General features: G+C 70.0%; 23 protein-coding genes. 9 read left to right on the forward strand and 14 right to left on the reverse strand.

The window, feature by feature from the left end:
* Nucleotides 1-70: 70 nt before the first annotated feature.
* Entirely contained in the window at nt 71-346 is a 276-nt protein-coding gene (locus tag ACMGFE_RS18035) for a HalOD1 output domain-containing protein (protein ID WP_436926622.1), read from the reverse strand.
* Between the two features lie 201 nt (nt 347-547).
* Here ACMGFE_RS18035 and ACMGFE_RS18040 point away from each other — a divergent pair, with 201 nt between their 5' ends.
* Nucleotides 548-1,567, forward strand: a complete 1,020-nt coding sequence (locus tag ACMGFE_RS18040) for a DHH family phosphoesterase (RefSeq protein WP_436926623.1) — start codon at nt 548-550, stop codon at nt 1,565-1,567.
* A gap of 165 nt (nt 1,568-1,732) precedes the next feature.
* Here the strand turns inward: ACMGFE_RS18040 and ACMGFE_RS18045 are convergent, their stop codons facing one another.
* The gene (locus ACMGFE_RS18045; RefSeq protein WP_436926624.1) at nt 1,733-2,545 is read right to left on the reverse strand and encodes a TrmB family transcriptional regulator; all 813 of its coding nucleotides are present in this window, start codon (nt 2,543-2,545) and stop codon (nt 1,733-1,735) included.
* Between the two features lie 167 nt (nt 2,546-2,712).
* Here ACMGFE_RS18045 and ACMGFE_RS18050 point away from each other — a divergent pair, with 167 nt between their 5' ends.
* From ACMGFE_RS18050 to ACMGFE_RS18060, 3 genes are all read left to right on the forward strand, one after another.
* A complete protein-coding gene (locus tag ACMGFE_RS18050; protein ID WP_436926625.1) occupies nt 2,713-3,738 on the forward strand; it encodes a methyl-accepting chemotaxis protein in 1,026 nt (341 codons plus the stop codon).
* 138 nt (nt 3,739-3,876) lie between these two features.
* Entirely contained in the window at nt 3,877-5,289 is a 1,413-nt protein-coding gene (locus ACMGFE_RS18055; protein ID WP_436926626.1) for a sensor histidine kinase, read from the forward strand.
* 267 nt (nt 5,290-5,556) lie between these two features.
* A complete protein-coding gene (locus ACMGFE_RS18060; protein WP_436926627.1) occupies nt 5,557-7,029 on the forward strand; it encodes an FAD-dependent monooxygenase in 1,473 nt (490 codons plus the stop codon).
* Nucleotides 7,030-7,081: 52 nt separating this feature from the next.
* On the opposite strand, the gene ACMGFE_RS18065 is transcribed toward ACMGFE_RS18060, so the two are convergent.
* Both ACMGFE_RS18065 and ACMGFE_RS18070 read right to left on the reverse strand, forming a co-directional pair.
* A complete protein-coding gene (locus ACMGFE_RS18065) occupies nt 7,082-8,275 on the reverse strand; it encodes an alpha-hydroxy-acid oxidizing protein (protein WP_436926628.1) in 1,194 nt (397 codons plus the stop codon).
* A gap of 46 nt (nt 8,276-8,321) precedes the next feature.
* Complete coding sequence (locus ACMGFE_RS18070; RefSeq protein ID WP_436926629.1) at nt 8,322-8,924, reverse strand: sulfite oxidase-like oxidoreductase; 603 nt, start codon at nt 8,922-8,924, stop codon at nt 8,322-8,324.
* Between the two features lie 128 nt (nt 8,925-9,052).
* Here ACMGFE_RS18070 and ACMGFE_RS18075 point away from each other — a divergent pair, with 128 nt between their 5' ends.
* Nucleotides 9,053-9,316 carry a DUF8075 family protein gene (locus tag ACMGFE_RS18075; RefSeq protein WP_436926631.1) on the forward strand — a complete coding sequence of 88 codons (264 nt, stop codon included), beginning with the start codon at nt 9,053-9,055 and terminating at the stop codon, nt 9,314-9,316.
* A 24-nt stretch (nt 9,317-9,340) separates the two neighbouring features.
* Here the strand turns inward: ACMGFE_RS18075 and ACMGFE_RS18080 are convergent, their stop codons facing one another.
* Nucleotides 9,341-9,733 carry a DUF7993 family protein gene (locus ACMGFE_RS18080; RefSeq protein ID WP_436926632.1) on the reverse strand — a complete coding sequence of 131 codons (393 nt, stop codon included), beginning with the start codon at nt 9,731-9,733 and terminating at the stop codon, nt 9,341-9,343.
* A gap of 109 nt (nt 9,734-9,842) precedes the next feature.
* On the opposite strand from ACMGFE_RS18080, the gene ACMGFE_RS18085 reads away from it, so the two are divergent.
* Nucleotides 9,843-10,850 (forward strand): SGNH/GDSL hydrolase family protein, encoded by a 1,008-nt coding sequence (locus ACMGFE_RS18085; protein WP_436926633.1) that lies wholly within the window; start codon nt 9,843-9,845, stop codon nt 10,848-10,850.
* Between the two features lie 43 nt (nt 10,851-10,893).
* Here the strand turns inward: ACMGFE_RS18085 and ACMGFE_RS18090 are convergent, their stop codons facing one another.
* The 6 genes from ACMGFE_RS18090 to rfbB all read right to left on the reverse strand — a co-directional run bounded on the left by ACMGFE_RS18090 (nt 10,894) and on the right by rfbB (nt 18,504).
* Complete coding sequence (locus ACMGFE_RS18090) at nt 10,894-12,108, reverse strand: pyridoxal phosphate-dependent aminotransferase (protein WP_436926634.1); 1,215 nt, start codon at nt 12,106-12,108, stop codon at nt 10,894-10,896.
* Between the two features lie 107 nt (nt 12,109-12,215).
* Nucleotides 12,216-13,256: a lysylphosphatidylglycerol synthase transmembrane domain-containing protein gene (locus ACMGFE_RS18095; RefSeq protein WP_436926635.1), complete on the reverse strand. Its 1,041-nt coding sequence runs from the start codon at nt 13,254-13,256 to the stop codon at nt 12,216-12,218.
* A gap of 64 nt (nt 13,257-13,320) precedes the next feature.
* Nucleotides 13,321-14,097, reverse strand: coding sequence for a class I SAM-dependent methyltransferase (locus ACMGFE_RS18100; RefSeq protein ID WP_436926636.1), 777 nt, complete (start codon nt 14,095-14,097; stop codon nt 13,321-13,323).
* A gap of 128 nt (nt 14,098-14,225) precedes the next feature.
* Complete coding sequence (locus ACMGFE_RS18105; RefSeq protein ID WP_436926637.1) at nt 14,226-15,140, reverse strand: glycosyltransferase family 2 protein; 915 nt, start codon at nt 15,138-15,140, stop codon at nt 14,226-14,228.
* A 383-nt stretch (nt 15,141-15,523) separates the two neighbouring features.
* Entirely contained in the window at nt 15,524-17,350 is a 1,827-nt protein-coding gene (locus ACMGFE_RS18110) for a glycosyltransferase family 39 protein (RefSeq protein WP_436926638.1), read from the reverse strand.
* Nucleotides 17,351-17,577: 227 nt separating this feature from the next.
* On the reverse strand, nt 17,578-18,504 hold the full coding sequence (gene rfbB, locus ACMGFE_RS18115) for a dTDP-glucose 4,6-dehydratase (RefSeq protein ID WP_436926640.1): 927 nt from the start codon (nt 18,502-18,504) through the stop codon (nt 17,578-17,580).
* A 54-nt stretch (nt 18,505-18,558) separates the two neighbouring features.
* Here rfbB and ACMGFE_RS18120 point away from each other — a divergent pair, with 54 nt between their 5' ends.
* Complete coding sequence (locus tag ACMGFE_RS18120; protein ID WP_436926641.1) at nt 18,559-19,467, forward strand: SDR family oxidoreductase; 909 nt, start codon at nt 18,559-18,561, stop codon at nt 19,465-19,467.
* 96 nt (nt 19,468-19,563) lie between these two features.
* Nucleotides 19,564-19,806 (forward strand): hypothetical protein, encoded by a 243-nt coding sequence (locus ACMGFE_RS18125; protein ID WP_436926642.1) that lies wholly within the window; start codon nt 19,564-19,566, stop codon nt 19,804-19,806.
* A gap of 18 nt (nt 19,807-19,824) precedes the next feature.
* Here ACMGFE_RS18125 and ACMGFE_RS18130 read toward each other — a convergent pair whose 3' ends face one another.
* Entirely contained in the window at nt 19,825-20,583 is a 759-nt protein-coding gene (locus tag ACMGFE_RS18130; RefSeq protein ID WP_436926643.1) for a PspA/IM30 family protein, read from the reverse strand.
* Nucleotides 20,584-20,990: 407 nt separating this feature from the next.
* Here ACMGFE_RS18130 and ACMGFE_RS18135 point away from each other — a divergent pair, with 407 nt between their 5' ends.
* On the forward strand, nt 20,991-21,230 hold the full coding sequence (locus tag ACMGFE_RS18135; protein ID WP_436926644.1) for a hypothetical protein: 240 nt from the start codon (nt 20,991-20,993) through the stop codon (nt 21,228-21,230).
* 283 nt (nt 21,231-21,513) lie between these two features.
* On the opposite strand, the gene ACMGFE_RS18140 is transcribed toward ACMGFE_RS18135, so the two are convergent.
* Nucleotides 21,514-21,693 carry a hypothetical protein gene (locus ACMGFE_RS18140; protein WP_436926645.1) on the reverse strand — a complete coding sequence of 60 codons (180 nt, stop codon included), beginning with the start codon at nt 21,691-21,693 and terminating at the stop codon, nt 21,514-21,516.
* 2 nt (nt 21,694-21,695) lie between these two features.
* Nucleotides 21,696-22,769: a glucose-1-phosphate thymidylyltransferase gene (locus tag ACMGFE_RS18145; RefSeq protein ID WP_436926646.1), complete on the reverse strand. Its 1,074-nt coding sequence runs from the start codon at nt 22,767-22,769 to the stop codon at nt 21,696-21,698.
* Nucleotides 22,770-22,855 lie beyond the last annotated feature (86 nt).

Here is a 22,855-nt window from a genome sequence, read left to right on the forward strand (position 1 = left end):
TGTCTATGTACCTATTAGGAGTCTGCCGTAGGCCTGATACACCTAATACGGGGTGCGGGCTGTCGAGGGACTACTCGATCGTGTCCGTGACGCGAATGTCCACGCCGCCGTCGCTCCAGACGCTGACGGTCACGTCGTCGAGGCGGATCTGGACCGACACGTCGACGTCGGCGTCGCTCCTGAAGAGGCCGTCGAGCGCGTCCGGGTCGACGTGCTCGTAGAGGTCCAGGTCGGCGGTGGACAGCGACGCCTCCTCGTGGGCCGCGATCGCCTCGCGGACGGCCTCGCTGAGAGGGACGTTCTCCGCCTCGGGGTAGTACCGCCGGCGCTCCGGATCCGTGGCCATTCGTATCTTCACCATCGACTCTTCGCACGGACGCCGCAACTCGATTCTGCATGAACCTGAAGGCCGGCCCGTCCGTGATCGGAACGCCCGTCGAGCGCCAGTCACCGCGCCCGCTACGTGTGCCGGCCACAGCGTTTTGGCGCCTGCGCCGCTAGAGATCCGCGGATCCCCGACGTCCGGAGACAGTCGGCCCGGAAAACCATGAGCAAGGCCCGCCAGCTTCACGACCGCCTCGTCGAGGGCGACGATCTCACGATCGTCTGTCACAACAACCCCGATCCGGACTGCCTCGCGAGCGCGCTCGCGCTGGGGCAGATCGCCGCCGCCGCCGGCATCGAGGAGCGGCGCATCCTCTACAGCGGCGATATCTCCCACCAGCAGAACCGGGCGTTCGTCACCCTCCTCGACATCGAACCCGAACCGTTCGACCCCGCGGTGGTCCGCGACCGACCCGACGGGGCACTGCTCGCGTTCGTCGACCACTCTATCCCCGGCCGAAACAATCGCGTCCCCGAGGGGACGCCCGTCGACATCGTCATCGACCACCATCCGGCCGAGGAGATCGACGCTGGCTTCGTCGACCACCGGGAGGCCATCGGCGCGACTGCCACCATCCTCACGGAGTACGTCCGCGACCTCGACATCGAGCCCGACGCCGTGCTCGCGACGGCGCTCCTGTTCGCTATCCGTCGGGAGACCCTGGAGTTCCTCCGCGGGACCACCCGCGCCGAGTACGACGCCGCCGGGTTCCTCCACGAGCACGCCGACCTCGACCTGCTCCGCCAGCTCTCCTCGTCGTCGGTCACGGGCGCGACCCTCGACGCCATCGGGACCGCCATCGAGAACCGGCGGACGCGCGGCGCGGTCCTCATCTCGCACGTCGGCCGGACGACCGAGCGCGACGCCCTCCCGCAGGCCGCCGACTACCTCTCGGCGCTTGAAGGCGTCGAGACCGCTATCGTCTTCGGGATCGTCGACGGGGCGATCCACCTCAGCGGCCGCTCGCCCGACCCGCGCGTCCATCTCGGCGACGTCCTCGACGACGCGTTCGGGGACGTCGGGGTCGCCGGCGGCCACTACGACATGGCCGGCGGCGAGATCTCGCTCGGCATCTTCGCCGAGTACACGGCCGACGACGAGCACCTGCTCGCCATGGTCGAACAGGTCATCTCAACGCGGCTCGCCGCCGCACTCAACCTCGGCGAGGAGTCCAACGGGTGAGCGCGCGCCGGGCGGGAGACGCCACCATCGGTTCCGGACGGCGCCACCGACCCGCCGCGTCGCCGAAGCCGCCGCGCGTGCGCTCGACGACGGGGCGGAGCCGACCGGCCACTCGCTCGCCGGCGTCCCGAGGCGACAGCCCGCGGCGGTCGCCGCGGGCGGACCTCAGAGCGGGAGATCCGGCGAGCCGTCGCCCGTCACCTCGTCGAGGTTCCCCCCGAGGAGGTTCCGGCAGAGTATCACGAGTTCGCTGTCGTCGCCTTCGCCCCAGACGGCGGTCTCCTCGAGCGTTCCTCCGTTCTCCCGCATGGACGCGAGCATCACCACCGATCGATCGGCCATCACCAGGCGACTCAGCTGAGAGCCGTCCGTCTCCAGCGTTTGCCAGTCCAGCGACGGACTCCAGATCGTCGCGTCCGGAAAGCGTTCCCGGAGGTCGACGCGGAGGCCCTCGTCGCTGGCGCCGAGCACGACACTGACCCCCCGGTCTATCGCGTACTGCGCCTGACGAAAACAGTCTCTGTCGAACGACGCGGCCGACGTGAAGAAACCGAACAGCTCGGTCTCGGCCCGCGCGGCCACGAACTGTCCCCGTTCTATCACATTCTGCTGCCCTTCGATCCGCCAGGGTCCGCTCGTGGAATCGCTCCGCTGAGGGGTCGCGACGGCCCGGAGCGCGTCGGCCGCGGATTCGAGGTGGTCGCTGTGTTCCCGCCGGAGTTTCTCGACGGCGATGTCGGGGTCGACGGCACGGAACTCGCGAGGACTGCCCTCACGGATCTCCACGAGCCCGCGATCCTGGAGTCGCTCCGCGAGGTCGTACACTCGGGTCCGCGGGAGATCGGAGACCTCGGCGGCGTCCTTCGCCGTCCCGGCCCCGAACCGCGACAGTGCGACGAAACACCTCGCCTCGTACTCCGTCAGTCCGGCTCTCTGAAACGCTTCGACCGCCTTCCGTCTGTCACCGGCGCCACCCATTTATCACAGCGTTAGCCTACATCGATATAAACCACACAGATGTGAACTCGCAGACGTTTGTTACGATAATAAACACAAAATTTCGGACGAATATAAATAATTTCCAGCGTATCAGGTGTTATAACTGGACACTGAACGTTATAACTACCAATTCCTCAGCATCGCCTATGTCACCGAACACGGGGCACTCCGGGAACGGCCCGGGGTCAGATCAGTTGCGCGAGCGGGACCTCGGAGAGACCGCTTCGAACGACCTGGACGACGTCGAAACGGACGTTGACGAGGACATCGACGTCGACCAGGAGTACGACCACGAGGCGGCGAACGACGTCCAGACGTCGATCGCGGAGCTGCACGAGTCGTCGATCGAGATCGCTCGTCGGCTGGGCGACATCCGCGACGGGACGGCCGAGCAGTACGAGGGGATGCAGCAGGTCTCCGACGAGATATCGAACCTCTCGGCGGCCGTCGAGGAGATCGCGTCGTCCTCGGAGGAGGTGTCCTCGGCCAGCCGGGAGGCGAAGGAACTCGCCGACGAGGGACAGGAGTCGGCCACGGAAGTGCGAGCGGCGATGGGAGAGATCCAGGACGCCGCCGGGGACGTCTCCCGGGACGTCCAGGAGATCCACGGGAGCGTCCAGGAGATCGACGAGATCGTCGAGGTGATCAACGACATCGCCGACCAGACGAACATGCTCGCGCTCAACGCCTCCATCGAGGCCGCTCGCGCGGGCGAGGCGGGCGAAGGGTTCGCCGTCGTCGCCGACGAGGTCAAGAGCCTCGCCGAGGAGTCCCAGAGCTACGCCAGCGAGATCGAGTCGGTGGTCGGCGCCATCAAGGACGATACGACGAGCGCCGTCGACTCGCTGGACGCGAACAACGAGCGGATCGACCGCGGCATCGAGTCGGTCGACGACGCCGTCGCGATCCTCGACGACATCCACGGCGCGGTCTCGGAAGTGAGTGACGGCATCACCGAGGTCGCGGCCGCGACCGACCAGCAGGCGGCCTCGACCGAGGAAGTCGCGAGCATGGTCGAACAGACCACGACCGCCGCCGACCAGATCGCGACCGAGACCGCGGTGATCGCCGAGGAACTCGACGCGCAGACGGACCGTATCGCCGACGCCGACGAGGCGATGAGCAGACTCGCCTCCGACCAGAACATCGCGGAGGCCGGGGGTGAGCGGTGAGTGTGGTCGGAGCGAACGTCGACGGGTAGACGCACCCGCTCCGGCGCGAGACCCGGTATCGAGAGTCCGAACAGCGATGGCGGCTTTGCCGGCGTCAGTCACCGCTCGGTCGCCGTTCGACACGGGTAACGAGACACGATGGCACTCCCAGACACCGAGTTCGACGGCGTGGACGAACCGCAGATAACCGTGCTTCACGTGGACGACGAACCGGAGTTCTCCGAACTGGTGGCGCTGCAGCTCGAACGTCTGGACGACTGCTTCACCGTCGTCACGGCGCGCAACGCTCGCGACGGGTTCGAGGCGCTCACCGACGGCGAGGTCGACGCCGTCGTGAGCGACTACCAGATGCCGGTCACGAACGGCATCGAGTTCCTCCGGACCGTCCGCGAAGACTACCCGAACTTGCCCTTCTTCCTCTTCACGGGACAGGGGAGCGAGGAGATCGCCACCGACGCGATAGACGCCGGCGTGACCTCGTACATCCAGAAAGGGGGGACGGAAGTGTACGAGCAACTCGTCAACCGCATCAGAAACGCGGTCGGTTACCGGCGATCAGTGCGCCGCGCGGAGATCACCCGCAACCGGCTGCTCGAGCTCTACGAGCAGACGGACGGCTTCTTCGTCGTCGATTCCGCGTGGACGATCACCTACTGGAACGAGCAGATGGTGCGGCGGACTGGCCGGACGGCCGACGAAGTCCTCGGTCGATCGCTGCTCGACGAGTTTCCGGAAGCGGACGGAACGGAGCTCTACGATAACTACCGGGAGGCGATGACTACCAGAGCGGACGTCGCCTTCGAGACCTACTTCGAGCCCCACGACTACTGGCTGCACGTTCGCGTCTATCCCGTCGACGAGGGGCTGTTCGTCCACTCGCGGGAGATCACCGGCGAGAAAGAACGCGAGCAGGAGCTCCAGCGTCGGAACCACATTCTCGAATCGTTCGCGAACACCGTCTCGCACGACCTCCGGAACCCGCTCAACATCGCCGAGGGGAAGGTGCAACTGGCCCAGAAGACGGGCGACTTCGAACACCTCGACGCGGTCGCCGAAGCCCACAACCGGATGCGCAACCTCATCGACGAGCTCCTGCAGGTCGCACGCGGCGAGGAGTCGGTGGCGACCGGCGTGTCGCTCGCGGGGAGCGCCGAACGGGCCTGGGCGACGGTGTCGTCCGAGGAGATGGACCTCGTCATCGAAGGCGACGCCGCGTTCGAATCGCGAGAGAGCCAGCTCCGCCGCCTGTTCGAGAACCTCTTCTGGAACGCGCTCGACCACGGCGGAGCCTCGACGGTACGCGTCGGCGTGACCGACGGTGACGGATTCTACGTCGCGGACGACGGCGTCGGCATCCCGCCGGCGGACCGCGAGTGCGTCTTCGAGTCGGGCTTCTCGACCGAGGACGGGAATCCCGGATACGGGCTCGCGATCGTCGACCGAATCTGCGAGACGCACGGCTGGGAGATCGGTGTCACGGAGGGCGTCGACGGCGCTCGCTTCGAGATCACGGACGTCGGGATGGAGTCGGTAGCGGCGAGCAGGTCCTGAATCCAGTTTCGTCCGTCCACCACTCGGCGGCGGTCTCCGACCGGGTACGGACGACGTCCCGCCCGAATCTCGACCGGATGGCGAGGTCGACTTCGACGCCGTCAACGAGCGCGCGACGCTCGTCGACCCGCCGGCCGACGACCGGACCCCGTCGCAGTCGGAGCAGTCTGCGTCTCCGGGCGAGTGAACCCCCCACGGGCAACTCACGCGGCGGTATCGGTCGGCAGCGACCCGTACCGCTACGTGCCCGGCGACCGTAGGGACGGTATGCCCGACCGGATCGAGCGGGCCGACGCCGTGGTGGTGGGGTGCGGGCCCGGCGGCGCCGTCCTCGCCTACCTCCTCGCCCGCAGCGGGGTCGACGTCGCGCTCGTCGAGCGGGCCGCGACCTTCGAGCGGGAGTATCGCGGTTTCGGCTGGAACCCGGGGGTCGTCCGCCTGTTCGACGAGATGGACGTGCTCGGCGACGTGCTCGACCTGGCTCACGAGACCGTCACCGACGGCGCGTTCTCGCTCTACGGCCGGCGGGTGACCGTCCTCGACTTCGATCTGCTCGACACCGACTACCCCTACGCGCTCATGATGGAACAGCCCGCGCTGCTCGAACGCCTCGTCGAGCGCGCCGGCGCGTACGACAACTTCTCCTTTCACCCCGCGACGACCGTCACCGGCCTCCGGACGGACGAGTCCGGGGTTATCCGGGGGGTGACGGCACGGGACCGAGCGCCCGACCGACGGGAGGGCGCGGACCGAGCGAGCGGTGAAACCGCGAGCCGCGAGGGCGAACGGTGTGAGGCCTCGGACCGAGCGAGCGGTGAAACCGCGAGCCACGAGGGCGAACGGAGTGAGGCCTCGGACCGAGCGAGCGGTGAAACCGCGAGCCGCGAGGGCGAACGGAGTGAGGCCTCGGACCGAACGAGCGGTGAAACCGCGAGCCGCGCGCCGGAGACGGTCGCGTTCGAGTGCCGCGTCGTGGTCGGCGCCGACGGCCGGTACTCGACGGTCCGTTCGAGCGCGGGCATCGACGCCGGCCTGTTCGACTCGCCGATCGACCTCGTCTGGTTCAAGCTGCCGCGCGGCGCCGTCGACGCCGCCACCCAGGGCCGGCTCGACCGCGACGGCGTCCTCGTCTACTTCGGGCTGGGCGGCGGCGACCTGCAGGTCGGCTACCTGGTCCGGACCGGCGAGTGGCGCGCGGTCCGCGACGCGGGATTCCGGGCGTTCCGCGATCGGGTCGCCGCTGTCGATCCGCAGCTCGGCCCCGCGATCGACGCGCACCTCGACGGGTTCCAGGACACCACGCTACTCGACGTGGCGCCGGGCCTCGCGGACGCGTGGACCCGCGACGGCCTCCTCCTCCTGGGGGACGCCGCCCACACCGCGAGCCCCATCGGCGCGCAGGGCAACCCCCTCGCGGTCGAGGATGCCGTCGTCGCCCACGACGTACTCGTCCGCGCGCTCTCGGACGGGGCGGAACCGATCCCGCGCGAGCGCCTCGACGCGTTCGAGCGGCGGCGGCGCCCGACTGTCGAGCACGTCGTCGCGCTCCAGCGGCGCGCCGCCCGGAACCTCGCGTTCTGGCTCGACTACGGGCAGTATCTCCCCGGATGGCTCGTCCGCGGGTCGGCGTCGGCGTTCGGATGGGCGGTCCCGCGCTCGCGGCTGATCCGCGGACTCGTCGAGTCGTTCGCGCTCGGCGACCGCTCGGTCTCCGTCGCGCGGTCGCACTTCGAGGACTGACGCGTCCGCGCTGGGAGGTCGTCCCGAGGTGGCCGACCGCGCCGGCGTCGCGTCAGCCCTCGCGCTTCCGCAGCACGCTCCGGTCCAGCCCCGCCGCGGACCGCTGGCCGGCGAGCCCGAGCGTCAGGTCGAAGTCCGCGAGGACGTTCTCGCAGACGGCGCGCACGCCGTCGGCGCCGTCGAGCGCCAGCCCGTAGACGTACGGCCGGCCGAGGAGCACGGCGTCCGCGCCGAGCGCGAGCGCGACCAGCGCGTCCGCCCCCCGGCGGATCCCGCTGTCGAACAGCACCGCGCCGTCCTCGCCGACGCGGTCGACGACGTCGGGCAGCGCTTCGAGCGCCGGGATCGCCCTATCGACCTGCCGGCCGCCGTGGTTGGAGACGACGACGCCGTCGGCGCCGCTGTCCATCGCCGCCCGCGCGTCGTCGGGGTGGAGGACCCCCTTCACCACCACCGGCAGGTCCGTCAGGTCCGTCAACCACGCGAGGTCGTCCCAGGTCAGCGACGGATCGCCGAAGATATCGACGAACTCCCGGACCGCCGCGAGTTCGTTCTCCGCGGGGTCGGCGTCGAGCCGGTCGAGGAAGGCGGGGTCCGACAGGTAGTTCGCGATGCCCTCGCCGTCGAGGAAGGGCAGGTAGGCGTCCGCGATGTCCCGCTCGCGCCAGCTCAAAAGCGGCGTGTCGACGGTCACGACCAGCGCTTCGAAGTCCGCCTCCTCGGCGCGTTCGACCATGCTCTCCGTGATCGCCCGGTCGCTCGACCAGTAGAGCTGGAACCAGCCCCGTCCGCCCGCGTCGTCGAGCGTCGCCGCCACGTCCTCCAGTCGCACCGACGACGCCGTGCTGAGGACCATCGGCAGGTCGAGGTCGGCCGCCGCCTCGGCGACCGCCGTCTCGGCGTCGGCGTGGACGATCGACAGCACGCCGATCGGCGCGAGCAAGAACGGTGCGGAGAGTTCCCGTCCCAGGAGTTCGACGGAGCGGTCGCGCTCGGCCACGTCGCGGAGCATCCGCGGGACGATGCGCCACTCCCGGAACGCCTCCCTGTTGGCAGTCATCGTCTCCTCGCCGCCCGCGCCGCCGGCGACGTAGCCCGCCGCGTCGTCGTCGAGCGCCTCCAGCGCCGCCGCTTCCAGGCCCTCGTAGCGGACCGGCAGGTCCGGCGTCACGTCGGCCAGCCCCTGCATGTACACGTCCCGCTGGCGGCTCGGCCCCGGCTGGTCGTCCGGCCCGTCGTCGGTCATGCCCCACGATACCGTCCCCCGCGGCAAAGTAGTTCGCCCCCCTCGCTCACAGCGTCGTGTACCGTTCCTCGTTCCAGGGGTTCGCGGTGTTGGAGTAGCCTCGTTTCTCCCAGTAACCCCGTTCGGCCTCGGTGAGGAAGGTGACGCTGTCCACCCACTTCGCGCCCTTGTACGCGTACTTGTGGGGGGTGACCACGCGGAGCGGTCCGCCGTGGTCCGAGGGGAGCGGGTTGCCGTCGAGGTCGAGCACGAACAGCACCTCCTGACGCATACACTCGTCCAGCGGCAGGTTGGTCGTATAGCCGTCCATCGCGCCGAACATGACGTGGACGGCGTCGTCCTCGACGCCCGCTCGCTCGGCGATCTCGGGGAAGGTGACGCCGCGGAACTCGTTGTCGAAGCGGCTCCAGCCGGTGACGCAGTGGAAGTCCTGGCGCTGCGTGTCGGTCGGTAGCTCCTGGAACTCCTCCCACGAGTAGCGCAGTGGTTCATCGACGGCACCGTGGACCGTGAACTCCCACTCGCCGGGGTCGAAGTCGGGAGTGTCTTTCAGCGAGAGGACGGGGAACCGCTCGGTCTTCCGCTGGCCCGGCGGCAGGCGCTCGCCGTCGAACTCCTCGTGGATGTCGGTCACGTCTCGGACGCCCATGGGTCGGGGTTGGGGCGGAACGTCCCTAAATGGCCGGATGCGTCGGAATCGGCGACGGCGACCGCCCCCTGCAGTGGCCGGGCGCCGATTTATTCCGGTGGCTCCGGTAGGACGTTCCAGAGTTCACGATGCCGGTCATCCGAATCGAAGCCGACTCCCCCGAGCGGACCCAGATCGGCGAGGGACTGGTCCGGTTCGCCGTCCAGGCCGGCCGCCTGGAGACGGGGCGAAAAGAGGGACGGTACTTCCTCAAGCACGCCGACGGCTGCGGCGTCGACGGCCGACGCATCCGCCCGGGCGACCCCTTCGCATTCGACACCGAGAGCGGCGATATCCTCTGCATCGAACACGCCCGAGAGCAGGCAGAGGGTGCATCGGCCGAGAGCGAGTAACCGAGTGCGGTTCCGCGCGGACAGTCACTCCAGCGTCCCGGCCACGGCGTCGAGCACGTCCAGCGCCGCCTCGATCTCGTCCGGCGATTCGACGAACACGAGCGTCCGCGGGGGCCGAACCGCCTTTGGCCGGACGCGCAGGTCGGCGTCCGCCGCCGCTCCGGCCGCACGGTCGGGGGCAGTCAGGAACTCGACGTGGATCCGGTCCGGGTGGACGGCCACCTCGGCGAGTCGGGTCTCGTCACGGTCGATCGCGTACGCGAACGCGCCGTCCGCGGTCGGTTCGACCCCCGTCGCCTCGTCGACGACCGCGAGCGCGTCGGTTTCGCGCTCGCCCGCCTCGACCCCCGCGGCGAGACGTAGCGCGAGCGCCATGCCGTCGGTGCCGTCGACGCGGTCGTCGCCGTCGTCGCTCATGCGCAACCGTCCGTCCGGGAACGGGAAAACTCGCCCGCTGTCCGGGGACACTCCGGAAGCACGGGACGCGAGGGCCACGCCTATATCGGCGGTCTCCGATTGCGGCCGTATGTCACGCGAGAACGTCGAGTTGCACAACGTCGCCGAGCCCCTCCCCGCGGACGACGGCGTCCGGCTGGATCGACTCCCGCCCGCAGTCACGGAGCCGTTCAACGACCGCTCGCAGGAGGAGTACGAGCGCCCCGACGGCGTCGAGATCCGCTTCGTCGGCGAGTCCGCCGAGATCACGCTGTCCTGCCCGGAGGGGTCCTGCGAAGCGACGCCGTTCTGGGGCCCCTTCCAGGGTCGGCCAGCGGAACACGTCACCCTCGGCGCCGAGCCGACGACTATCGAACTGTCGCTCCCGGAGCGCGTCGCGGCGGTCGACCGCGACCGCCTCGACGACCGCTACTTCGACCCGACGGTCGGCCGCCTCGTGCTCTTCGGCAACCCGGTCGTTCTCCACGACGTGTCGGGCGACGTCCGACCGCCGGAACCGGCCGAGCGCCCCGACGGGACGCTGCTCACCTACGGCACGTCGATCACCCAGGGCGCCTGCGCGAGTCGCTACCCGGTGACCTACGGGCACCAGGCCGCGCGACACCTCGGTGCCGACCACCTGAACCTCGGCTCCGGCGGGTCCGCCTTCTGCGAGAACGCCCTCGCGGACTACGTCGCCGGGCGTGACGACTGGGATTGGGCCGTGCTCGCCGTCTCGGTCAACATGATCGCCGCCGACTTCGACGCCGACGAGTTCGGCGAGCGCGTCCGCTACCTGGTCGACACCGTCGCGGGCGCCCATCCCGACAAACCCGTCGCCGCGGTGACGCTGTACCCCTTTTTCGCCGATCTGTGTCCCGATAGCAGCGACGGGGACGAGTGGCCGGCCACGCCGAGCGAGTACCGCCAGGAGCTGCGCGACGCCGTCGCGGCCGCCGACCGCGACAACCTCCACCTGATCGAGGGCCCCGACCTGCTCCAGGACCCGGGCGGCCTCTCGACCGACCTCCTGCACCCGATGGACCACGGCATGACCGAGATCGCCCACCGGCTGGCGGACCGGCTGCGCGAGCGCTGATCGAGGAACGCCAGAAAGCGGCCGGAGAGCAGGCTGTGGAGTCCTATTCGTCGCTGTCAGCGTCGGCCGCGACCATCGCTTCGAGCCGGTCGAGCCCGAGTTCGAGCCGGTCGCGACCGTTCGCGAAACTCAGGCGGAGGTGGCCCTCGCCGCCCGCTCCGAAGGCCGAACCGGGGGCGGTCACCACGCCGTGGTCCGCGAGGAGGCGCTTCGCGACGTCCTCGCTCGATCCAGCGAGCGCGCTCACGTCGACGAACGCGTAGAACGCGCCCTCCGGACGCGTGACCGAGATCCGGGGAATCCCCCGGATGCGGTCGACGACGTAGTCCCGCCGGTCGCGGAACGCCGCCTGCATCTCCGCGACCGGCTCCTGGGGCCCGGTCAGCGCCGCGATGGCCGCGTACTGGGCGGGCGTGTTGACGCAAGAGGTCGTGCTCTCGTGAATCTTCGTCACCTGGGAGAGCACGTCCGACGGCCCGGCGAGCCACCCGACGCGCCAGCCGGTCATCGCGTAGGCCTTCGAGACCGACCCGACCGTGAGCACCCACTCCTCGCGGTCGAGTCGGTCAGCCACCGCGGCGGTCCGCGGCGGGCGCTCGCCGTAGGTGAGGTCGCGGTACACCTCGTCGGCGAGGACGTACGCCCCATGGTCGGCCGCGGCAGCGACCACGCGCTCGACCGCGTCGGGCGAGAACACGCGTCCGGTCGGATTCGACGGCGAGGTCAGCAGGACGGCCGCGGTGTCCGGCCCGATGGCGTCGACGACCCGGTCGGCGTCGGGGGCGAACCCCTCCTCGGCAGGCATGGGCACCTCGACCGGCACGGCGTCGGAGAGTTTCGCCTGCGAGATCGGGTTCGGCCACGCCGGCGTGGGGACGACGACCTCCGCGCCGGGGTCGGCGACCGTGTGGATCGCCAGGTGGAGCGCCTCGACGCCACCGGTCGTGATAGCCACCTCCGAAGCGGGATCGGGCGCTGGCCCTCCGTCGCGACCGAGAGACGCCGCGACGGCCTCCCGGAGTTCGCGGATGCCGGCGTTGGAGGTGTACTTCGTCCGGCCGGCAGTCGCCGCCTCGTGGGCGGCCTCCACGACGTGGCCGGGCGTGTCGAAGTCCGGTTCGCCGAACTCCAGGTGGACCAGGTCGCCGTCGTGTTCGGCGGCGAGTTCGAACATCTCGCGGATCCCGTGGGGCTCGATCGCCCGGACCCGCTCGGTGACGCGGGCGGCCTCGGCCACGGACTCGGACGGATCGGTCATCGGTCGTACGGACCGCGCTGAGCGCCAAGAACGTTGGGATGCGAGCCAACCGGGCGCGTGGCGCGGGCGGAGCGTCGACGGGGACTCACTCGCCCTCCGGCGGAAACTCACTCGCCCGTCGGCGCGTTCGCCGCGAGGTCCGAAAAGTCGATCCGCAGGGAGGGGTACCAGCCGGCGAGCGCCGGGAGGTACGAGCCGAGGAGGCGGTCGAGGAACACCACCGGAACGACGGCCTCGACCGGCAGTCCGAGGGCCACGAACACCGCCGTCGCGCTCGCCTCGGAGACGCCGATGCTCCCCGGCGTGAGCGGCAGGAGCGTCACGCTGTAGGCCGCGACGAGGTACAGCGGCAGCGCGACCAGCGGCTCGAAACTGACGCCGAGGCTCCCGAACAGCAACCAGATGCGCACGCCGGGCACCACCAGCACCGTCACGACGTAGCCCGCGACGTACGGGGCGACCGCAGACGGGCTGGAGAGCAGCGCGCGGAACGCGGCCGCCGAGTCCGCCGTGAACTCGGGGATCTTCTCGGTCAACCCGCCGAGTCGCCCCCCGACGACCGGGACGCGTCGAGCGACGGCGTCGATCGCGCCGGTCACCCGATTGAGAGCACGCATGTGCGCGCCGGCGAGCAACACCAGCGTGCCGGCGGCGAGGTACAGCCCCGTCGACAGCAGGAGCACGAGGACGAGCGCGGTGGGGAGCGCGCCCAGCCCGATCGCGACGCCGACGAGCGCGGTGGCGCCGTAGAGGACGGCGTACAGCCCGGTGTGGACGCCCGAGACCGCGATCGCCTCGGCGTAGGGCATCCCGGTGCGGTCGTGGGCGACGAACGGCGCGACCGCGCGGCCCGACAGCCGCGAGGGGAGCAACTGGTTGACGAACAGCACGACCAGCCCGGTCTGGACGGCGTCGCGGAACCGCGTCGGCGCGGCGCTGTCGAGCAGGACGTGCCACATGTACAGGGACACGACCAGTCCGACGGCGCTCACGGCCACCAGCGCGACGGCCGTCCCGGCCGACACGTCGGCCAGCAGCGACAGCGCGCGCTCCCACTCGACCTGGCGGACGACCCACGCGAGCGCGAGCGCGCCGACGAGGTACTGGACCGCGCGGACCGCCCGCGCCCGTCGCCCCGAGTCGCTCACGGACGCCTCCCGTCGGTCGTCGTTCCCGCGAACGCTCCCGCGGCGGCCGTGGTCGGTGTCAGTGTCACGGGTCGGGGTAGTTCTCGGCGACGGTCCCCGGGAGTTTCCGGAGCACGGCGAGGCCGCTACAGTACGGGCGCTGTTCGAAGACGAACCCGTCCCTGACGGTGACGAACGCCTCCGTCTCGTCGAACGCGCAGGAGAAGTACGTCTCCAGCGCCTGGATGACACCCCGGTCGGCGCGCCGCGAGAGCCCGACCGTCCCGTTCTGGCGCCGGTAGACGCGCTGCATGTTCGTGTCGTGGAACAGCACGACCGCGTCGTCGGCGAGGTGGGGGAACCACGCGTCGATCTCCGCGACGGTGTGTTCGTACTCGTGGCTCGTGTCGACGAACAGCACGTCGATGGCCGGGTCGACGCCGTGGTCGTCGCTCCACGCCTCGAATCGCTCCGCGAACGCGACGTCGTCGGACTGGACGAACTGCCAGCGGTCGTAGTCGCCGTCGTAGGCCGTCGGGTCGACGTCGACGCTGACGAGGTCCGCCTCGGCGAGGCAGGCGACCCGCTCGAAGACGAACGTCGACTCGCCGCCCCTGACGCCGAGTTCGACGACGGTGTCTGGATCGGCCTGCAGCGCCTCGACGAACAGCCGCTGGAGGTGGTCGCTGGTATCGGTATACCGCCGGGCACGGCGCTGGACGGCCCGGAACTCGGGCAGGTCCGTCGGCGGCTCGTACCCCTCCGACCCCCGCACCTCGTTGTAGCGGTCGATGCCGCCGTGGATCAGGTCGAGCGCGCCGCTCCGCCGTAGCGAACGGTGAAACAGGTTACTGCCCCCCATGTCCAGACCGTGGAGTGCCGGCCCGAAAAGTGGTCGGCCGCGAGCGGTCGATCGCGCCCGCGTCGGTGCACCGCGAGCCGTCGATCCCACTCGCGTCGGTGTACCGCGAGCCGTCGATCCGCGCCACGTCAGTGCACCTCCGGCGGGGGCGATTTGGGCTGCGAGCCGGGCACCTCGTGCCGGCGGATGGTCGTCGCTTCGAGCAAGTCCGCTTCCGAGCGCGGGTACGGGGCGCAGTAGACCTGCAGCGGCTGGGTTACCAGACTCACCGCCGAGAGCGCGACCGCCGTGGCCGACACCGAGTTGTTGCTGTGGGCGGCGATCCGGGCCGCGATCGTCCGGAGCAGCGTCCTGAAGTTCTCCACCGACGGGGCGTAGATCTCGCCCTTGTCCGGGTGGATCGAGTGGGTGTCCAGGACGGCCCGCATGGGAACGCCGCGGTCGGCCAGCCTGAGCGAGAGGTCCACGTCCTCGCCGCGGATCGGCATCGACGGGTCGAACACCTCCCCGTCGAGTTCGTCCCGGTAAATCGCTCGCGGGATGATCGCTCCGTCCCCCGGGATGTAGTTCACGTCCGCCGTCCCGGACAGCGGGTCGACGACGTACGGGATCGTGAAGCGATACGGCGACAGGAGCCGCACGTAGGTCCGCTCGGGGTCGACGCGGTAGTTGCGCCGGGCCGTCGTCCACACCGCCTCCGGCGTGACGCGGTCGGCGAGCGTCCGCAGGTACCCCCGCGGGAACAGCGTGTCGTGGTTGTAACAGCAGATGTACTCGCCGCGGCTCTCGCGGATCCCGCGGTTGATCCCGCGGCTGAACCCGCGGTTTTCGTCGTTCTCGAGGACGCGGACGGGCGCGTCGTCCGGGTAGGCTTCCCGCACGCGTTCGGGCGTCCCGTCGTCGCTGTCGTTGTCGACGACGACGACCTCGTAGTCGTCGAACGCCTGCCGGCGCACGGAGTCGATCGCCCCCACGATCGCCTCGCCCGGGTCCCACGTCAGGAAGACGAGCGAGAACGTGGGGCGCGTCCGCGCGCTCGTCATCCGTCCCACCTCCGCTCCGGGACCGGTCGACCGCCTGGGACGGTAGTCGACCAGTTCGCGATCCGGACGTTGGGTCTCTCCCGCCCGGATGCCCCCGCGTGCCTGGGCAGTGCGACTCCGGTCTGTGAGCGGGCGGTCCGTCCGGGGCGCAGCCCGGTCGCGGAGGGCGGTGCTGTTCCGGGTCGAACCCAGCGACGGACAGGCGGTGACATTCTCGGACCTCCTCGTCCGATCGATGGGGCGAACGGTGGTTAACGAACCATCTTGCACACTCAAGCCCCGATTAGCGACGCAAGCGGCCACAGTTCGCCGAAATTCGGCCGGGAGACGAACGCGTGAGGAACGCCGGGTCCGCCCGAGCGATCCCCCGACGAGACGGTCGCTCAGCCCGACGTCCCGCACTGCCCGTCCCGTTCGAGGATCACGGTGTACTGGTCGACGCCCACGTCCTGTGGATCCCCGTACTGGTGCATCCGCGGTCTGAGCCCGACTTCGACGAGTCCCCGCAGCCTCCCGGGCCGCGACTGGGTATCCAGGAACGCCGGCCGACGCCCGAACGTCGCCGCGACGCGGTAGGGGTAGGTGTCCCCGGCGAGCAGGGTCCGGAGGAACCGTTCGCGTCGCTCGCCGGAGAGCCCGCGCGCCCGCTCGCTCCAGTCGTCGGGCGCCAGTACGAGGATGCTCTCGTAGTAGTGCAACTGGACGTAGTCGGGGCAGCGCTCCTCGATGGCGAATAGCCACTCCATCCCCGACTCCTTCGCCCCGCCGGGCGTCGCCTCGCGGTTGGTCGGTCGGTAGACGGTCATCCAGTGGGGCACCGCGGCCTCCTGGGGGTCGTTCGGGTACGTCTCGACGGTCGCGTTCGGCGCCGCGTTCGCGTCGAGCCAGCCGGTCGCCCGGTCGCGTGACTGCGAGGCGTAGCCGAGGTCGCCCACCCCGGCGTACAGCGCGCTCGTCACCAGAAGAGCGGCAATGATCGGCCCTCCCAGGTTCCGCCGGTAGTCGTAGAGCCGCATCAGCGCGACGGCGAGCACGACGACGAGCAGCGGGATCGTCGGGAGCAGGTGATGCGTGCGGACGTACGCCCAGTCCGCGTAGAGGCGGGTGTAGCCCGCGAGAACGATCAGCGCCAGCGCGACGCCGTCGGCCTCCGCCGACCGCCGGAGCGTCCGGGGGACGCTCGCGAGGAGGCCGCCTACCGAAGCGACGAACAGTGGCAGTCCCATGCCGTTGAGGTACCCGCGCAGGACCCACCACCAAGTGGGAGCGACCCGCCAGCCGTGCGGGTCGGTCTTGCCCGTGGTCCCCCGCTGGATGCGAGCGACGAGCGGTTCCAGCCCGCCGGCGACCACGGTCGGGAACCCCAGGTATATCGCCCCCGCGCCGAGCGCAGCACCGACCGCGAGCATCCGCGGGCGGAAGAGCGCCGCTCGCCAGTCGTCGCCGGCGTTCCCCACGCGGAGGACGAACGCACTGGCGATAACCAGCACGCAGACGACGGTCGTGAGTTTCAGCGCGATGGCGATCCCGCCGGCCAGGCTGGCGGCGAGGAACAGGGCAGCGTCCCCGGTCTCGGCGTACCGGATGCAGAAGTACACCACGAGCAGGAAGAAAAACAGCGCCGGCACGTCCTCGCCGACCTCGTGAGCCAGGACGAGAAAGCCCCAGGTGAACGAGAGCAACAGCGCGGCGAGCCGGCCGGCCGCCCGGTCGCGCATCGCCGTCCCGATCCGGTAGGTGACGTAGACGCACCCGACCGCCAGGGCGACGACGACGAGTCGACCGAGCAGGACGCTCCACGTCCAGATCCACGCCGGCGTGCGCTGCCAGTGGGCCCACAGGTCGACCGAGGCGTGCTCCGGCAGCTGTACGAACGCGTCGATCTGCCCGGTGAGGAAGGCGACGACGAAGACCGGCAAGAGGGCCAGCCCGAACAGGTAGAACGTCGCACCGAACGCCCGCCCCTGTTGCATCCCCGCGAGCGCCGACTCGATCCCTGGATCGGCGGCGAAGGTCCCGACGAAGGACATCGGGTCGACGATTCGCCAGCGCTCGTCCCGGGTGGCGAAGTTGGGGACGCGGTGCCAGAACCAGAAGCCCGCGAGGACCGTCGCCAGCCCGAGGATGTACGGGAGGTACGGGTCCGACTCGAAGTCGTCGCGGAGGCACCGCCGCGCTCTCCCGACGAGCCCTCCGGCCACTGGGCGCATGGAGTGGCGTTCGGCGGAGGCCCGGAAAGTCATGACGGCGATATACCCGCCGTCGCGTCGGTAAGCCGGCGTTAACGGCCGGACCGCGGCGGCTTCGAAGTGGACCGCTCCGGCGTCCGATTGGCTGTGTCAGCTAGGGTGCGGGCTGCGCCGGCGGCCGGTCGGACTGTGCCGTCGACCGCTGGGTTCACATCGAGGCGGTCCCGGGCGAGCGCGGAGGTCGCAGTTCAGTCGCCGAGGTAGTACTCGACCGTCCGCTCCAGGCCCTCCTCGAAGGCGTACTCGGGTTCCCAGCCGAGGTCCCTGATCTTCGCCGTCTCCAGGGCGTAGCGCTGGTCGTGGCCCGGCCGGTCCTCGACGAATTCCACGAGGTCCCGCGACGCGCCCACTTGGTCCAGGATCGCTTCCGTCACGTCGAGGTTCGTCCGCTCGTCGCCGCTGCCGACGTTGTACACCTCGCCCGCGACTCCCTCCCGGAGCGCCAGGTCGATCGCCCGGCAGTTGTCGGCGACGTAGGTCCACTCCCGGACGTTCGAGCCGTCGCCGTACAGGGGGAGCGACTCGCCCGCCGCCGCCCGTGTGAGGAACTTCGGGACGAGCTTCTCTTCGTGCTGGCGCGGGCCGAAGTTGTTCGACGAACGGGTGACGACGACGGGAAGCCCGTAGGTCCGCTCGTAGCTCAGCGCGAGGTGGTCGGCGCCGGCCTTGGTCGCGGCGTAGGGGTTGCGCGGGTCGAGCGGGTCGGTCTCGGCGAACGCCCCGTCGACGGTCTGGCCGTACACCTCGTCGGTCGAGACCTGCAGGAACCGGTCGAGGTCGGCGTCGCGGGCCGCGTCGAGGAGCGCGCGCGTCCCGTCGACGTTCGTCTCGACGAACGGCGCCGCGCCGTCGATCGACCGGTCGACGTGCGACTCCGCCGCGAAGTGCACCACGGCGTCGACGTCCGCGACCAGGTCGGCCACCAGGTCGTCGTCGCGGACGTCGCCCTCGACGAACTCGTGGCGGTCGTCCCCGAGCGCGCCGGCGAGGTTGTCCTTCGAGCCCGCGTAGGTCAGCGCGTCGAGCGTGACCACCTCGTCGTCGGTGCGTTCGAGCAGGTGGTCGACGTAGTTCGAGCCGATGAATCCCGCACCGCCGGTGACGAGCGTTCGCACGGTTCAGTCAACGAGTCGACCGCATATTTGTGTTTCCGCTGCGTGGGTGGGCGCATGCGAACGCTGGTCCTCGGCGCGAACGGGCAGCTCGGGAGCAACGTCGTCACCGCCGCGCTCGACCGCGGCTGGGAGGCCCACGGGACGGTCCGGTCGTCGCCCGAGCGCGCACCGGTGGAGTGCTCCCGGCTGGACATTCGCGACGCCGACCGCGCGGCCGCGCTGCTCGACGAGCGCGCGCCCGACCTCGTCGTCAACTGCGCCGCGATGACGGACGTCGACGGCTGCGAGGCCGACCCCGAGCGGGCGCACGCCGTCAACGGCGAGGCGCCCGGCGACCTCGCGTCGGCCTGCGCCGACCGGGGGATCCGGTTCGTCCACGTCTCGACCGACTACGTGTTCGACGGGCGCGACCAGACGCCCTACGACGAGTCGGGCGAGGCGAACCCGCTCCAGGTGTACGGCGAGTCGAAACTGGCCGGCGAGCGCGCCGTGCGCAATCTCGACGCCGACTCGCTGGTCGCCCGCCTCTCGTTCGTCTACGGGACCCACGGGTTCACGGGCGAACCGACTGGGTTCCCGGCCTGGGTCCGCGGCAAACTCGCCGCGGGCGAGTCCGTCCCGCTGTTCACCGACCAGCACGTCACCCCGAGTCGCGCCGGGCAGGCGGCCGCGACCCTCCTCGACCTCGCCGACGCCGGGGAGTCGGGGACCGTCCACGTCGCCAGCCGGTCGTGTCTGACTCCCCACGAGTTCGGCCGCCTGCTCGCCGACCGGCTGGACGCCGATCCGACGCTCGTCGAGGAAGGGTCGATGGGCGACGTCGACCGCGAGGCGACGCGGCCGCCTCACACCTGCCTCGACGTGTCGGCGGTCGAGGCTGCGCTCGATCGCCCGCAGCCCACGACCGACGAAGACCTCGCCGCCATCGACGATGCGCTCTCGCTCGACCGGCGCGCGGACTGACGGGGCCGAGCCAGCGCGCTCGCAGTGCTCGCCGTCACGTAAACTCCTTCAGTCATCACGCAGCGTGCGCTTGGGTCCGCGCCCCCAAACGGACACGTGTCCGAACGACGAAGCGCGGCGCCCGGTGCGGGCCCGGACCGGACGGAATCGGATCCGACTGTCGAGACGTTCTGGTCGGCGCTGAACACGGGAGCGCTGCTGGTCGTCGCCGCTCTCCGCTCGCCCGTACTGCACTCGCTGTCCGGCGAGTGGCCCGCCGGGTTCGGCGGCCGGGGCGCGGCCGCGTTCGCCGTCGTCGGCGTCGGTCTCTTCGGCTACTCGCTCGTGATCGCGTCCTGAGCGCCGGCCCCCGGGGAGTCAGTCGGTCCCGCTCCCCGCGGGCTCCTGTTCGAGTTCGACGTCGGTCCCGTCCCGCGTCTCCCGGCCGACTCGCGTCTTCATCTCCTCGAGTTCCCGGTCGATGCGCTGCTCGGTCGAGCGGCGTTCGAGTTCGCGGTCGATCTCGTCGCCCTCGGCGAGCACGTCGTCGAGAGCGCCGCTCGCTTCGAGTTCTTCGAGCGCGGACGCCCGGGCTTCCATCTGCTCGGTCCGGTCGGTCGCCCGTTCGATCGCGCGGCTCACGTCCTCCATCTCGCCGCCGACGCCCGTGAACGCCTCGGCGACGCGCGCCGACGCTCGCGCCGCCTCGTGGCGGGCTTTCAGCGTCTCCTTGTGCGTCCGGAACCCCTCGATGCGACCGCGGAGCGTGACCTGCCGCTCGGTCAGGCGGTCCTGAGTCGCCTGGAGGCGCTCGATCTGTTCCTCGAGATCGGCCACCTGGTCGACCGTCGCGTGTTTCTTCTCGAGTGCGCGCCGCGCCAGGTCGTCGCGGTCCTGTCGGACCGCCTCCCGGACCTGCTCGTCGTGCTTCTCGGCGGCCGCCTGCAGGCGCTCGCGGTGCATCTCCAGCCGCTTCTTCTGGGTCGTGATGCTCGCGATGCCCCGGTTGATCTCCTGGAGTTCGTCGCGCAACCGCTCGTAGGAGTAGTCGAGTTCCGCTGCCGGGTCCGACGTGCGATTCAGGAGCGCGTTCAGCCACGACTCGATCGTGAACGAGATGCGTCCGAGGAGACTCACTGGTGTCCCTCCGGTTCGAGGCGCCCGTCCGGTCCACTGGGTCCGTTCGATGGCATAGCGGAGGAATCGGGCCAGATCCGGTTAATACCGCTGCGCGCAAACGCCGGTCCGGCGGCCCGCGCTCGTTCGAACCGCTCGCTGCTCGCCCGTGTTCGAAGCGCTCGCTGCTCGCCCGTGTTCGAAGCGCTCGTTGCTCGCCCCCGTTCGATCGTCCTATTCCGGTGCGCCCCGTCTTCGCTCGCCGACTCGAGCTGAGGGTGCCCGAAGCGAGCATCTATCCGCTGCCGACGGCGGCCGTCGCGGCGGTCACGAACGAAGAAGTTCGTCACGGGCGAGCGGCGCGGCTCCGACCCTTGCTGTTTTGGGAGGGGGCGTATGCCTGTCGGTCCCGTACGTCGACGTGAACGATGAGCCTGGACCAGTCCACGCGGCCCCTCGACGTCGAGAACGTGCGGGTGTTCGACTACCGGCGGGACGTGATCGTCGAACTCCACGGCGAGACGCCGGACGGGGAGTTCGACGCGGTCTCGTACGTGTTCCGGGAGGACCCGGACGACGAGACTGGTCTGCGATCGCCCGAGATCGAAGCCGATCACGAAGCGGCCGTCCACGAGGCGCTGGACGAAGCGGACTACACGCTCACCTGAAGCGGTTCGACTTCCGCAGAAACGTCGCGACTGACGCCGGGAGATGTGACTCCGCGATACGAGTTAGCGAACAGAGCGGACCACGGCCGAAAAGCGGCCGTGTGTCGCTCTGAATTGGTCCCCGCTGACGCTTCGGCCCTCCAAGACGAAGCGTCATCTGATACAATGACCTACTGTTAATTAAGCCTGTTGGGCCGACGCCGGAAAGATCGTCGCATTGACACACCAGACGACCGGTTCCCGGGTGGTCGCGGTGGTCGATCGGGCGGGCACCACGTCTGGACTACAGCCGATACTGTTCGCGGTTGTCGAGGAAGTGCCGGCGCTCGCTCTCGGGGAGGTCCGTGAACCGGAGGACTGCCTCGCAGTCGAGCCCCGGACACTTCGTGACGCGAGCGCTCTCGAGTTCGTTCGCCGAGACGATCGTCCCGCAGTCCGGACAGGTGAGGGTGATGACGCGCATGGTCAGAGCTTGATGTCGGAGTTCTCGCCGACGACGAGGCGCTGGCCGTCGGGGAGCACCTCGTCGGCGCTCGTGATCGTGGCACCGCTCCCGACGAGGCTGTCGACGATCCGACCGGAGGCGTCGATATCCGCGTCGCCGATGATCACGCTGTTCTCGACGTGCGTGCTGGCGACCGTCGACCCCGCGCCGACGGAGGTGTAGGGGCCGACGTACGCCCCCTCCTCTACGGCGACGCCCGCTCCGAGCGAGACCGGACCCCTGACGACCGCTCCGGACTCGACCACGGCGCCCTCGTGCATGTCGATTCGACCTGTCGTCTCCGCGCCGTCTTCGACGGTTCCGTCGTCTGCCGGATCCAGGTCTTCGAGGACGAGTCGGTTGGCCTCGAGGACGTCCCCGGGCTTGCCGGTGTCTTTCCACCAGCCCTCGACGACGTGGGAGCTGATCGCCAGCCCGTCGTCGAGCAGCGACTGGATGGCGTCGGTGATCTCGAGTTCCCCCCGCCAGGACGGCTCCAGTTCCTCGATGGCGTCGAAGACCGCGGGCGAGAACACGTAGATGCCGATGAGCGCCAGATCGCTCGGCGGGTCGTCGGGCTTCTCGACCAGCCGGCGCACGTCGCCCGCCTCGTCCACCTCGGCGATGCCGAACGCCCCTGGGTCGTCGACGTGCTGCAGGGCGATCGCCGCGGCGTAGTCGCCCGACTCGAAGTGCTCGACGAGTTCGCCGACGCCCCGGTTCAGGAGGTTGTCGCCGAGGTACATCACGAAGTCGTCGTCGCCGACGAACTCCCGGGCACAGCCCGCCGCGTGCGCCAGCCCGAGCGGGTTCCCCTGGACGATGTACGTGACGTCGACCCCGTAGGCCGACCCGTCGCCGAGGAACGACTGGATGGCCTCGCGGCCCTTGTGGCCGAGGACGACGCCGACGTCGGTGATCCCGGCCGCGCGGAGGTCCTCGACCGCGTACTCCAGGACCGGCTTGTTCGCGACCGGGATGAGTTGCTTGGGGCCGGTGTGGGTGATCGGGCGGAGCCGCGAACCCGTCCCGCCCGCGAGGATGAGTCCCTTCATGGTCCCGCGATTGTATCGCGATCACTCAGTTAGTCGCCGCTTATCGACACCTGTGATTTAGGGTACCATTCGTTCGAAGACAGCGA

It is taken from the genome of Halosimplex amylolyticum, assembly GCF_051414035.1.
Lineage (GTDB): Archaea > Halobacteriota > Halobacteria > Halobacteriales > Haloarculaceae > Halosimplex > Halosimplex amylolyticum.